9 protein-coding genes are annotated in these 13,619 nt (G+C 64.8%); 1 reads left to right on the top strand and 8 read right to left on the bottom strand.

Translation table 11 applies throughout. The features are described 5' to 3' along the window. Positions 1-82 precede the first annotated feature (82 nt). From B6V75_RS01385 to B6V75_RS01350, 8 genes are all read right to left on the bottom strand, one after another. Positions 83-928 carry a dipeptide ABC transporter ATP-binding protein gene (locus tag B6V75_RS01385; protein WP_075774989.1) on the bottom strand — a complete coding sequence of 282 codons (846 nt, stop codon included), beginning with the start codon at positions 926-928 and terminating at the stop codon, positions 83-85. Next, a complete protein-coding gene (locus B6V75_RS01380) occupies positions 925-1,758 on the bottom strand; it encodes an ABC transporter ATP-binding protein (protein ID WP_088718492.1) in 834 nt (277 codons plus the stop codon). Before B6V75_RS01380 ends, B6V75_RS01385 begins: the two co-directional genes overlap by 4 nt. Before the next feature lie 4 nt (positions 1,759-1,762). Beyond that, positions 1,763-2,662 (bottom strand): ABC transporter permease subunit, encoded by a 900-nt coding sequence (locus B6V75_RS01375; RefSeq protein ID WP_075774991.1) that lies wholly within the window; start codon positions 2,660-2,662, stop codon positions 1,763-1,765. Positions 2,663-2,667: 5 nt separating this feature from the next. Then, positions 2,668-3,675 (bottom strand): ABC transporter permease subunit, encoded by a 1,008-nt coding sequence (locus tag B6V75_RS01370; protein WP_075774992.1) that lies wholly within the window; start codon positions 3,673-3,675, stop codon positions 2,668-2,670. A 160-nt stretch (positions 3,676-3,835) separates the two neighbouring features. Then, positions 3,836-5,434 (bottom strand): ABC transporter substrate-binding protein, encoded by a 1,599-nt coding sequence (locus tag B6V75_RS01365; RefSeq protein ID WP_075774993.1) that lies wholly within the window; start codon positions 5,432-5,434, stop codon positions 3,836-3,838. A 220-nt stretch (positions 5,435-5,654) separates the two neighbouring features. After that, positions 5,655-6,533, bottom strand: coding sequence for a transglutaminase family protein (locus B6V75_RS01360; RefSeq protein WP_088718491.1), 879 nt, complete (start codon positions 6,531-6,533; stop codon positions 5,655-5,657). Positions 6,534-6,537: 4 nt separating this feature from the next. Beyond that, on the bottom strand, positions 6,538-8,973 hold the full coding sequence (locus B6V75_RS01355) for a circularly permuted type 2 ATP-grasp protein (protein WP_088718490.1): 2,436 nt from the start codon (positions 8,971-8,973) through the stop codon (positions 6,538-6,540). 21 nt (positions 8,974-8,994) lie between these two features. Next, entirely contained in the window at positions 8,995-12,369 is a 3,375-nt protein-coding gene (locus B6V75_RS01350) for a transglutaminase family protein (protein ID WP_088718489.1), read from the bottom strand. A gap of 233 nt (positions 12,370-12,602) precedes the next feature. On the opposite strand from B6V75_RS01350, the gene B6V75_RS01345 reads away from it, so the two are divergent. Continuing rightward, entirely contained in the window at positions 12,603-13,604 is a 1,002-nt protein-coding gene (locus B6V75_RS01345; protein WP_240496883.1) for a Fe(3+) ABC transporter substrate-binding protein, read from the top strand. The last annotated feature ends 15 nt before the right edge of the window (positions 13,605-13,619 follow it).

Here is a 13,619-nt window from a genome sequence, read left to right as displayed (position 1 = left end):
GTTTCGCAAAATGAAAAGGCCCGAGGCGCATCGCCCCGGGCCCCTTTTCTTAACTCCGAACGGCCCCTGAGGCGCCCGGCCCTTATGTCTCCGCCGCAGCCAAGAACGCCTTGCGGCGTTCGACCCGCTCGCGGATCTTTTCGACATCGGCGATCGGCGTCGCGGCCAGCAGCGTCTTGGTATATTCGTGCTGCGGATTGGCGAAGATCTGATCGCGCGAGGCGTATTCCACCACCTCGCCCGCATTCATCACCATCACCTCATCCGCGAAATAGCGCACGACCGAGAGGTCATGGCTCACGAAGATATAGGACAGGTCGAACTCGTCCTGCAGGTCCTTGAGCAGGTTGAGCACCTGCGCCTGCACCGACAGATCGAGCGCCGAGACCGGCTCATCCAGCACGAGGATCTGCGGGTTCAGCATCAGCGCGCGCGCAATCGCGATCCGCTGGCGCTGGCCGCCCGAGAACATATGCGGGTAGCGGTTGTAGTGCTGCCGCTCGAGGCCGACCTTCTCCAGCATCTCCTCGGCGCGCTTGCGGCGCTCCTTGGCGGGGATGTCGGTATTGATGATCAGCGGCTCGGTCAGAACCTCGCCCACCTTCTGGCGCGGGTTGAGCGACGAATAGGGGTTCTGGAAGACGATCTGAACCTTGGCGCGCAGTTCGGACGTCACCTTGGTTTCCTTGATGTCGATCTTCTCGCCCTGGATATACAGATCGCCCGAATTGGCCGGGTCGATCAGCGTCAGGATACGCGCCAGCGTGGATTTGCCGCAGCCGGATTCGCCGACGATGGCCAGCGTCTTGCCCTGCTCGAGCGAGAAGGAGATGCCGTGCAGCGCCCGGATCGTCTTCGCCCCGCGCAGGAACCCGCCCGAGACGATGTAGTCGCGCGTGATGTCGCGCCCTTCGAGGATCACACTCATTGCACGCCCTCCCAGCCATCGGCGACGGTCAGCAGACGGTCCCCGGTCGCGTTCTCCGGCAGCGCCGCCAGAAGCGCGCGCGTATAGGGATGCTGCGGGTTCTCGAAGAGTGAGAGCACGTCGGCCTCCTCCAGTTTGCGGCCCTTGAACTGGACCGAGACGCGGTCGGCGGTCTCGGCCACGACGCCCATGTCATGGGTGATCATGATCAGCCCCATGCCGTATTCTTCCTGCAGGCTCATCAGCAGATCGAGGATCTGCTTCTGGATCGTCACGTCGAGCGCGGTCGTCGGCTCGTCGGCGATCAGCAGGCGCGGCTTGCAGGCGATGGCCATCGCGATCATCACACGCTGGCACTGCCCGCCCGAGAGCTGGTGCGGATAGCTGTTCAGCCGCCGCTCGGGATCGGGGATGCCGACCTGTTCGAACAACTCCAGCGCGCGTTTGCGGGCACCCTTGCCCTTCAGGCCAAGGTGACGCGTCAGCACTTCCTCGACCTGGAAACCACAGGTGAAGGAGGGGTTGAGCGAGGAGATCGGCTCCTGGAAGATCATCGAGATTTCCTTCCCGATGATCTGGCGACGTTCGCGGCCAGACATTTTCAGCATGTCGCGCCCGTCATAGGTGATCTCGTCGGCGGTGATCGTCGCGGTGGGCGGCAGAAGCCCCATCACGGCGAGCATAGAGACCGATTTGCCCGAGCCGGATTCGCCCACGATGGCGAGCACTTCGCGGCCGGAGACCTCGACATCGATCCCGTCCACGGCGCGGAAAGCGCCCTGAGCGGTGTCGAATTCGACGGTGAGATTGCGGATTTTCAGCAAGGACATTGGCTCAGCTCCGCTTCAGTTTCGGATCGAGCGCGTCACGAAGGCCGTCGCCCATCAGGTTGATCGCCAGCACCGTCACGAGGATCGCGATACCCGGGAAGGTCACGACCCACCATGCGCGCAGGATGAACTCGCGCGCTTCCGACAGCATCGTGCCCCATTCCGGCGTCGGCGGCTGCGCCCCCATGCCGAGGAAGCCAAGCGCCGCCACGTCGAGGATCGCGTTCGAGAAGCTCAGCGTGCCCTGCACGATCAGCGGCGCGAGACAATTCGGCAGCACCGTGCGGAACATCAGGCGCATATGGCCTGCGCCCGCGACCTGTGCGGCCATGACATAATCACGGTTCTTCTCGGACAGCACCGCGGCCCGCGTCAGGCGTGCGAAATGCGGCTGGTAGACGATGGCGATGGCGATCATCGCATTGATCAGGCCCGGGCCGAGCACCGCCACGAAGACGAGCGCGAGCAGCAGCGACGGGAAGGCGAGGATGATATCCATCACCCGCATGATCACGGTATCGACCCAGCCGCCGAACCAGCCGGCGAGCAAGCCGAGGAGCACGCCCACGGAGAGCGCGAGCAGCACGACCATCACGCCGATGAACAGCGAGAAGCGCGCGCCGAACAGCAGGCGCGAAAGGATGTCGCGCCCGACCGCGTCGGTGCCCATCAGGAACGTCCCGTTCGCGTCATGGGTCAGCGGACCCGCCAGAAGCGCGTCACGGAACTGCGTATCGGGATCGAAGGGCGCGACCAGCGGCGCCGCGATCGCGGCCAGCGCGATCAGCACGAACACCACCAGACCCAGAACGGCCCCACGGTTTTCCTTGAAATAGAACCAGAACTCGGCGAATTGCGCGCGGCGCGTGCCGGCCGGGATATCGGTTTCGATCACTTCGGACATGTCACTCACCTATGCCGGATACGCGGATTGATCAGACCGTAGAGCAGATCCACGATCAGGTTCACGAACATCACGATCAGCGCGATCATCAACAGCCCGCCCTGCACGGAGGGGTAGTCGCGCCGCGAAATCGAGTCGACCATCCATTTGCCGATGCCCGGCCAGGAGAAGATCGTCTCGGTCAGGATCGCGCCCGCCATCAGCATGCCGACCTGAAGGCCGATCGTGGTGATGACCGGGATCATCGCATTGCGCAGCGCGTGGACGCCCACGACGCGGCGCGGCGGCATCCCCTTGGCGCGTGCGGTGCGCACGTAATCCTCGCCCAGCACTTCAAGCATGGCCGAGCGGGTCTGGCGCGCGATCACCGCGAGCGGGATCGTCGCCAGCACGATCGCGGGCAGGATCAGGTGGCTCAGCGCCGAGGTGAGCGCGCCGGACTGCCCCGACATCAGCGCATCCCAGATCATGAAGCCGGTGCCGTTGGGGAAGTAATACATCAGCGAGATGCGCCCCGAGACCGGCGTCCATTGCAGAATGCCGGAGAAGAGGATGATGAGCAGCAGGCCCCACCAGAAGATCGGCATCGAATAGCCCACCAGCGCCGTGCCCATCGTCGCCTGATCGAACCACGAGCCGCGCTTGATCGCGGCCATCACGCCGATCGGAACGCCGATCACCACGGCGAGGAACATCGCGCAGACGCCCAGCTCCAGCGTGGCCGGGAAGAGTGCGAAGAACTCACCGAGCACGGGTTTGTGGGTCACGAGGCTGTCGCCGAGATTGCCATGGGCGAGTTGCCAGATGAACTCGAGATATTGCTGCCAGAGCGGGCGATCGAAGCCCAGCTGATGCGCCAGCTCGGCATGGCGTTCGGGGCTCAGCCCGCGCTCGCCTGCCATCAGCAGCACGGGATCCCCGGGCAGCACCCGAACGAAGCCGAAAGCCACGATCGTGATGCCGATCAGCGTAGGGATCAGCCAGAGGATCTTGCCGATTATGAAACGTAACATGTCACCGGTCCTGTTTGCGGTTCTCTGCGGAACCTTCGTGGAGCCCCTGCCCGCCGCACACTGTCGCGCCCGCGGTCATCGGTCTCCGATGTTTGGCCCCTGAAAGTATTGCGAGGCGCCCGGTCTCCCGGACGCCTCAATCAGACGGGTATTCTCAGGATCACTCCGAGATGTCCACCCCATAGAAGTCGTGACCGCCCAGCGGGCTCATCACGTAGCCGGTGACCTTCTTGGACATCGGCATGAACACGGTCGAGTGGGCGATGGTGTCCCACGGCGCCTGTTCCTTGAAGACTTCCTGAGCCTCTTTGTAGAGCTTGGTGCGCTCGGCCTGATCGTTGCTCTGACGCGCCTTGGTGATCAGATCGTCGAATTTCTGATTGCACCAGAAGGCACGGTTCGCACCGCTTTCGGCCGCCGAGCAGCCCAGCAGAACCGCGAGGAAGTTGTCCGGGTCGCCGTTGTCGCCGGTCCAGCCGAGAATCACCGCGCCGTCACGGCTCGGGTCTTTCGACTTCTTCAGGTACTCGCCCCACTCGTAGGAGACGATGTTCGCCTTCACGCCGACCTTGGCGAGATCCGACTGCATCAGCTCCGCGGTGCGGCGCGCGTTCGGCATGTAGGGCCGCTGCACGGGCATCGCCCAGATGTTCATCTCGAGGTCCTTCACGCCGGCATCCTCGAGCATTTTCTTAGCCTGCTCAGGATCGTAGGCGTCGTCCTTGATGTCCTTGTTATAGGACCACATGGTCGGCGGGATCGGGTTCTTGGCAACCTGACCCGCGCCCTGGAAGACCGCGTCGATGATCGCATCCTTGTTGATCGCCATGTTCAGCGCCTTGCGGACTTCGACCTTGTCGAACGGAGCCTGCGTGGTGTTGTAGGCGAGGTAGGCCACGTTCAGACCGGGCTGCTCGTCGACCTTGATGTTCGAGTCGTCCTTGAGCGCCTGGATGTCGGCCGGCGCCGGGTACGGCATGATCTGGCACTCGCCCGCCTGCAGCTTCTGCATGCGCACCGCCGGATCGGGGGTGATCGCGAAGATCAGGTCGTCGACCGGGGTCTTGCCCTTGAAGTAGTCCGGATTCGCCTTGTAGCGGATCACGGCGTCCTTCTGGTAAGCCACGAAGGAGAACGGGCCGGTGCCGACGGGCACGTTGTTGATGTCGGCCTTGCGGTCTTCGCCGGCGAGCTTGTCGGCATATTCCTTCGACAGGATCGACGCGAAGTCCATCGCGAGGTCTGCGAGGAACGGCGCGTTCGGCTCGGACAGGGTGAACTTCACCGTGTAATCGTCGACTTTCTCGATCGATTTGATGATCGTCGGCATGTCCATGCCGGCATAGTATTCATAGGACACGCCCGGCGCGTAAGCGTAATAGGGGTTGTCCTTGTTGCCCTGACGGTCGAACGAGAAAATCACGTCATCGGCGTTGAAATCGCGGCTCGGGGTGAAGCCCTCGACCGAGTGGAATTTCACGCCCTTGCGCAGGTTGAACGTGTAGGTGAGGCCGTCATCCGAGACGTCCCAGCTTTCCGCGAGGCCCGGTTCGATCTCGGTCGTGCCCGGCTTGAATTCGACGAGCTGGTCGTAGACCGGGTGCGAAGAGGCGTCGAAGGTCGTGCCCGCGGTGTAGGGCGCGGGGTCGAAGCCTTCCGGCGACGCTTCCGAGCAGTAAACGAGCGTCTTGGCGCCGGCCCCGCCTGCGGTCATCATCACCGCGGCAGCCCCCGCCAAAAGCATCGAGCGAATGGTCATGGTCTGTCCTTCCTGTTGGTTGGTCTTCTCGTGTGTGCCGCCGCCCCCTCAACGGTCGCGCGGACGCGACATCGTGGGACGGTTCAAACACAAACTGGTGAGGAGTAAATCGTGCTTTGATCACGTGGTCAATGAATGCCGTGACGTCGCGGGTCACGAGCGGGTGAAGCTTTCGTGCGTCCGAGGCACGGGGTCACGCCGCAGCGCGCCGTTCACCGCCTCAATCGAGCGGGATCACGTCCACCGCCTGCGCGCTTTGCTGACCGCCCGCCCCGCGCATCGCGCCGCGCAAAGGCGGCACGTCGTCATAGTCGCGGCCATAGCCGACGGTGATGTAATCCTCGCCCGCATATTGATCGTTCGTGGGGTCGAATTCGATCCAACCGGTCTCCGCCCCCGCCCATGCTCGCACCCAGGCATGCATCGCATCCGCGCCTTCCAGGCGCGGTTGGCCGGGCGGCGGATAGGTTCGCAGGAAGCCCGAGACGTAGCCCGCAGGGATGCCCACCCCGCGCAGGCAGGAGATCATGATATGGCTGAAATCCTGGCAGACGCCGTGGCGGTTCGCGAATGCCTCCGCCGCGGGCGTGTTCACATCGGTCGCGCCCGCATCGAAGCGCATCTCCCGGTGCAGCGCACGCCCCAATGCCTCGATCGCGCCGCGCGCGGTCTGGCCCGGCTGCAACTGCGCCCGGGCGAACTCGGTCATCGCCTTGGTCGGCCAGGCGCGGCGCGAGGGCGCGAGGAAGTGATGCGGCGCGTCGGGCGCGAGGCTGCGAAATTGCGCGATCTCCTGCGCCAGTTCCTCGCGCGGCGACGACAGGTCCAGCCCCGGCTCCGCCAGCCCGCGCTCAATCTTGGCGTTCAGCGTCACTCCGATCTCGGCGACCGGCGCGTGCCAGACCGCCGAGGTCATGCCATTGCCGAAGAAATCGCGCGACTCGTGACGCTCGTCGGGCGGAGGATCGAAGCTGAGCACCCGCGATGTGACGGTTTGCAGCCCCGCGATGTCCGAGGGTAGCACCCGCAGCAGGGTCCGCGCATGATCCGATGGCGCGTTATATCTGTAGGTCAACTTCAGCTTCACCTCGTAACGCATCGGATTACCTCAGATATTTCTGCGACACGAGATCGGAGAGCCGGAACAGGTCCGACCGGATCTGCTGTAACATCTGCAGCGTGACCTCCTCGGGCTCGATCACCGAGAGCTGGGTGCGCAGCGGCATGAGCGCGCGCAGCAGATCGCCCGGACGCCCGGCGACCTCCGCACCGGGGAGTTCATCAAGAAGCGCTTTCAAACCGTTGATATGGAAAAGAATTGCGCGCGGATTGGCGGCGTCGAGCACCAGCAGGTCCAGCACCGTCTCCAAGTTGGTGCGCACCCGGTAGCGGCGCTGGTGGGTGATGACGCTGTCGGCGACCTCCACCGCCAGATCGAGCGCTCCTTCCGGTGCGTCCTCGGCGGTGAAACGGATCAGCAGCGCGGCCAGCCCGTCGGCGCGCTCCAGCGCCCGCCCGATCGACAGGAAGCGCCAGCCCTCGAAACGATACATGTTCTCGTGCACGAGCCCGGAGAACCCCGTGATCTTGCGCAAAAGCACCCCCATCGCGCGGGCCGCATCGTCGCCGGGGCGCGCGGTATTCACCATCTCCCGGGCGGTTTTCGACAGATCCTTCAGCGCGAGCCAGCCATCGGTCGAGAACCGGTCGCGTACTTTCGACGCGCAGGCCTGCGCCGCATCGAGCCGCTGCAACAGCGCGTCGGGCACGGGCTGGGAAATGTCGAAGCCATGCGCGCCGAGGAACTGCGCCAGTCGGGCCAGCCGCGGGTCCTCCGGGCTGCCTGTCGCGGCGAGGCGCAGGTGATAGGCGCGGATCACCCGGATCGAGTCTTCGCAGCGCTCGATATAGCGGCCGAGCCAGTACAGGTTGTCGGCGGCGCGCGCAGGCAGCGTGCCGGGGATCTTGCGCCGGAAGGTGCCAGTCTGGCGCGGCGCGATGCTCGCCGAGGGCACCGGCTTATCCGAGACGATCCAGACATCGGCCACCGCGCCGCCTTGCTGCATCGAGAGCGCGGTCGCATCGCCTTCTGGCCCGATCCGGGCATAGCCGCCCTTCATGAACTGCCAGCCCTGCGGCGTGCGCGCGGCAAACACCCGGACCGTCATCGGACAGGGCCGGATCGCGCCGCCGCCCTGCCCGTCGTCATGCCATGCGGGCGTCGTCGACAGAGTCACCGCCTCCTGCCCCACGAGCTGGCCGCCCTCGGCCTCCAGCCAGTCCGCGATCGGCGCCTCCGCCCCCGAACGGAACTGCCCGCCCAGCGCGGTCGCGGCATCCAGATCGAACGGGAGATCCACCGCCATCGCGGGGCCGATCATCATGTTGGCCGCATTGGCGCGGACATGGGCGCGCTCTGACGCGCCGCCGCACCACCATGTCGCGATATTGGGCATGGCGAGCGGCTGCCCGGTCAGCACCCGCGAGATCTTCGGCAGGAAAGCCATCAACGCGCGGGTTTCCAGCACCCCTGCGCCCAGCGCATTGACCATCGCCAGATTGCCTTCGCGCACCGCCTCCATCAAACCGGGCGTGCCGATCTGCGTGGCGGGATCGAACTCCAGCGGATCGACGAAGCTCGCATCCATCCGCCGCCAGAGGGCACCCAGCGGCTGTGGCCCCTCGATCGTGCGGACCATCGCCTCGCCGTTCTGGACCAAGAGATCCTCGCCTTCGAGAAGCGAGAGGCCGAGGTAGCGCGCGATATAGGTGTGCTCGTAATAGCTGTCATTGGCCGGGCCCGGCGTCAGGATCGCGGCGCGGCGCATATCTCCCTCGCCTCGCCCCGCCAGCGTCTCCAGCGCGGCGCGGAAATCGCCGAAGAAGGTGGCGAGCTTGTGGATATGATCGCGCGGGAAGCTCTCGGGGAAGATGCGCCCCGTGGCCATCCGGTTCTCCAGCGCGAAACCTGCCCCCGAGGGCGCCTGCGTCCGATCCCCCAGCACGAACCACGACCCGTCCGGCGAGCGCCCGATCTCGAAGGCGAGGAAATGCAGGTAGTTCCCCCCCTTGGGTTGCACCCCCACCATCGGGCGCATCCAGTGCTTATTGCCCGCGATGAGTTCCGGCGGCAGGTGTCCGTTGGAGACCAGCGTGCCAGGCCCGTAGAGATCGGCCATCACCGCCTCGAGCAGATCGGCGCGCTGTGCCAGCCCCTCGCAGATACTCGACCATTCGCTTTCATGCAGCACGACGGGAATATGGCTAAGCGGCCATTCGCGTTCGGCCAGAACGTCGTTGGAATATTGCCGGTAATAGACGCCCGCGTCGCGCAGGTATTGATTGCCGCGCTCGAACCGCTGGGGGATTTCCCCCGGTTCGAGCTGCAGGAACTTCTCCACGAAGGGCCGCCAGACCCGCCGCATCGCGCCGGAGCGTTCGAACAGCTCGTCGGCCACGCCGGGCACAGGCGCATAGCCCGCCAGAAGTGGGTGCTGTTCGAGCGGGCTCGCAGCGTCGGGCGTATCGGGGCTTTGCATCGGGTCTCCGTTAGGCTCGGATCAACTCAGCCCGACAGGACGTCGCAGGTCAAGCGTCAGGGGAAACTCCGGATGCGGGGTGTCCGGTTCCGGACGATATGCCCCCGGCGTGTGACCGTGCCCCTCGAAGCGCGCCAATCGGCGGGCTTCCGCCTCGTTGCCGTTCACCGGGAAGGTATCGTAGTTGCGCCCCCCCGGATGGGCCACGTGGTAGACGCAGCCCCCGATCGCCCTGCCCGTCCAGTCGTCATAGATGTCGAAGGTCAACGGCGCATTGACCGGCAGCGTCGGATGCAGCGCCTCTGCAGGTTGCCATGCCTTGAACCGTACTCCCGCGACAGAGACCCCGCTCTCCTGCGTCCGCGCCAGCGGCACGGGGCGACGGTTGCACATCACCCTGTAGCGGTCCTGATGGAGCGAAGTCATTTTCACCTGCAGACGCTCCACCGAGCTGTCGGTATAGCGAACCGTACCGCCAATGGCGCCGGTCTCCCCCAACACATGCCACGGCTCCAGCGCCTGACGGATCTCCAAGTGCACGCCTTCCGCCTCGATCTGACCGCAGAAGGGGAAACGGAACTCCGATTGCGCCTCGAACCATTGCGGATCGAGATCGAAACCGTGGCGGCGCAGATCGGCGAGAAGATCGGTGAAATCCTCCCACAGGTAATGCGGCAGCATGAAGCGGTCATGCAGCACCGTCCCCCAGCGCACCGGACGCCCCTCTACCGGCACATTCCAGCACCGCGCGATGATGGCCCGCAACAGAAGCTGCTGGGCGAGCGACATGCGCGGGTCCGGCGGCATCTCGAAGCCGCGAAATTCGACGAGGCCAAGTCGCCCCGTGGGGCCGTCGGGCGAGAACATCTTGTCGATGCAGATCTCGGCGCGGTGCGTGTTCCCGGTGACGTCGGTCAGCATGTTGCGCAGCAGCCGGTCCACCAGCCACGGCGGCGGGACGTTGCCTGCCTCGGGCGGATGGATCTGGCTCAGCGCAATTTCCAGCTCGTAGAGCGTATCGTGCCGCGCCTCGTCGATCCGCGGGGCTTGGCTGGTCGGACCGATGAACAACCCTGAGAACAGGTAGGACAGCGACGGGTGCCGCTGCCAGATCAGGATCAGCGATTTCAGCAGATCGGGGCGACGCAGGAAGGGGCTGTCGAGCAGCGTCTCCCCGCCGACAACCACATGGTTGCCGCCCCCCGTGCCGGTATGGCGCCCGTCGATCATGAACTTGTCGGCCCCCAGCCGGGACTGGCGGGCCTCCTCATAGATCGCCTCGGTGGTGGCGACGCAGTCCTCCCAGCTATGAGCGGGATGGATATTCACCTCGATCACCCCGGGATCGGGCGCGACCCGGATCACGTTGAGGCGCGGGTCATGCGGCGGGGCGTAGCCTTCGATATGGATCGGCAGCCCCATCGCCTTGGCGCTTTCCTCGGCGGCGGCGATCAGTTCGAGATAGTCCTCCAGATCCTCGGTCGGCGGCATGAAGACGCACAGCCGCCCGTCGCGCGGCTCGACCGAGATCGCGGTGCGCACGACGCCGTCGATCGTATCCAGATCCTGCTCCACGATGGTCTGGCCCGGCTCGGCCGATTGCGCCTCGGAGACGGGCTGGCTGTGTTCCTCGGTGGGCTTGTCGACCAACCCCTTCGCGACGGCCTTCTCCATCTCGGCATGGAAATCGGGCAAATCGCCTTTGGGCAGCGAGGTATCGGTGACGTAGTGATAGGGATATTGCGCGGGCGGCACATAGGGCAGCGCGCCCAGCGGCAGACGGAACCCGGCAGGGCTGTCCCCGGGGATCAGGAACAGCTTGCCGCGCCGGGTCTTCCACTTCTCCGAGCGCCAGCGATGGCCGGGCTGCGCCTTGGCCTGCCAGCGCTGCACCGGCAGGATGTAGCCCGTGGGCGTCTCCAGCCCGCGATTGAAGACCCGGGCGAAACGGGCGCGATCCTCGGGGTTCTTCAGCTTGCTGTCTTCGGGCGTGACGTTCTCTGGCAGGTTGCCTTCCTTGAGCATCCATTCAGCCGGGTCTTCATAGGCGGGCTGCGCGTGATCGGGCTCGATCCCCAGATGCTCCGCGATGCCGCGCATCAACGTGCCGGCCTCCTCCGGGCCCGCGCCGGTCTCGTCGCCCTCCTTGGCGATCAGATCTTCGTCGCGCCAGATCGGCTTGCCGTCGCGCCGCCAGTAGAGCGAGAAGGTCCAGCGCGGCAGGCTTTCACCGGGATACCATTTACCCTGCCCGTAATGCAGAAACCCCCCCGGCGCGAAGCGGTCGCGCAGCCGCCGGATCAGCTCATCGGCCAGCGCGCGTTTTTGCGGGCCCACGGCGGCGGTGTTCCACTCGTCGCTCTCGAAATCGTCGATGGAGACGAAGGTCGGCTCTCCCCCCATCGTCAGGCGCACATCGCCCGCCTTCAGGCTTTCATCCACCTTGCGCCCCAACGCATTGAGCCGCTTCCATGCCTCGTCGGAGAACGGCTTGGTGATGCGAGGATGTTCGGCCACCCGGTCCACCGTCATGTCGAAGGCGAAACTCACCTCCGGGCTGCCGACCGAGGAAAAGCCCCCCGAGATCGGCGCGGCATTGCGGAAATGCGGAGTGGCGGCCAGCGGGATATGGCTCTCCCCGGTCAGCAATCCGGACGTCGGGTCCAGACCGATCCAGCCCGCGCCGGGGATGAACACTTCGCACCACGCGTGCAGGTCGGTGAAGTCGTGATCGGTGCCAGACGGCCCGTCGAGCGCCTCCAGATCGGGCTTCAGCTGGATCAGGTAGCCCGAGACGAACCGCGCCGCGAAGCCGAGATGGCGCAGTACCTGAACCAGTAGCCACGAGCTGTCCCGGCACGAGCCCGAGCGTTTCTCCAAGGTCTCCTCTGGCGTCTGCACGCCGGGATCCATGCGGATCGTGTAATCGACGACGTTCGAGATATGCGCATTGAGCGCGACAAGAAAATTGACCGTCCCTTTGATCGTGTAGTCGATCTCGCCGATGAACTGCGCCAGACGCGGGCCTTCCGGCTCGGGCGTGCGGTAGATCGACAGATCGTCGCGCAGCTCCTCGGGATAGTCGAAGGGCCATTCCTCGGCATATTCCTCGGTGAAGAAGTCGAACGGGTTGTAGACGGTCATATCCGCCGTGAGGTCCACTTCGATCTTCAGCTCGGTCACCGGCTCGGGAAAGACGAAGCGCGCAAGCCAGTTGCCATAGGGGTCCTGCTGGTGATTCACGAAATGCCCGCCGGGCGAGACCTTGAGCGAATGCGAGATCACCCGGGTGCGCGAATGCGGCGCAGGCCGCAGGCGGATGATCTGCGGGCCGAGCGTCACCGGGCGGTCATATTGGTAATGGGTCAAGTGATAGATGCTGGCATGGATCGCCATAAGTCTCGCTCCCGCAATAGGATGTCGCGTTTCTTCACGATGACGGAGCGAGGGCATCGGTGAAAGGAACAATTTCGAAAAATACGCCCTGCCCCTGCTTATTGCGAAATCGAACGCCCAATAATGAGGCAGGAAGCGCGCCGGCAAATTATTCCGATTATTTCACTCAGGCATTGACGCCTTCGTGAACCGCCGTTACCTCTTCGCTCACGAAAACGCGAATGGAGACTTCAATGACCCGGACCCTCGCCCTCGCCCTGATGGGCACGGCCCTCGCCACGCCGACGCTTGCGGATGTGAACATCTATTCCCACCGCCAGCCTGAATTGACCCAGCCCGTGCTCGACGCCTTCACCGAAGAGACCGGGATCGCGGTGAACATCGCCTATGTCGAGAAAGGCATGGTCGAGCGTCTCAAAGCCGAGGGCGACCGCTCCCCCGCCGATCTGGTGCTGACCGTCGATATCGCGCGGCTGAGCGAAGTGGTGAATGCCGACGTGACGCAGGCGGTCGAGGCCCCGGCGCTGCAAGACGCGATCCCCGCCGAATTCCGCGATCCGGAGAACCACTGGTTCGGCCTGACCTCGCGGGCGCGCATCGTCTATGCCTCGAAAGAGCGCGTGGCCGATGGCGAGGTGACGACCTATGAAGACCTAGCCTCCGAGAAATGGAAGGGCCGCATCTGCACCCGCTCCTTCACCTCGGATTACAACGTCGCGCTGACCTCCGCCTATCTCGCCCATCACGGCGAAGAGGCGACCAAGGAATGGCTCGAAGGGCTGAAAGCGAACCTCGCCAAGACGCCCGAGGGCAATGACCGCAGCCAGGTGAAATCGATCTGGGCGGGCGAATGCGACATTTCGCTGGGCAATACCTATTACATGGGCCAGATGCTCGCCGATCCCGAGCAGGCGCAATGGGCCAATTCCGTGCGCATCACCTTCCCGGTCTTCGAGGAAGGCGGTACCCATATGAACGTCTCGGGCATGGCGATGACCAAATCTGCGCCGAACCGCGAGGACGCGCTCAAGCTGATGGAATTCCTCGTCTCCGATGAAGCGCAGGAAATCTACGCTCAGACCAACCACGAATTCCCGATCAAGCCGGGCGTTGCGCGGTCCGAGCTGGTGCAAAGCTGGGGCGAGTTCACGCCCGACACGCTGGACCTCGCGAAGCTGGCAGAACTGCGCCCGACCGCGCTGAAGCTGATCGACGAGGTCGATCTCGACGGCTGATCGCAGGCGTGCCTC

It is taken from the genome of Thioclava sp. F1Mire-8, from assembly GCF_002213165.1.
Classification (GTDB): domain Bacteria; phylum Pseudomonadota; class Alphaproteobacteria; order Rhodobacterales; family Rhodobacteraceae; genus Thioclava; species Thioclava nitratireducens.
The sequence above is the reverse complement of the archived record's forward strand: the minus strand, read 5'-3'. Positions and strand labels throughout refer to the sequence as shown.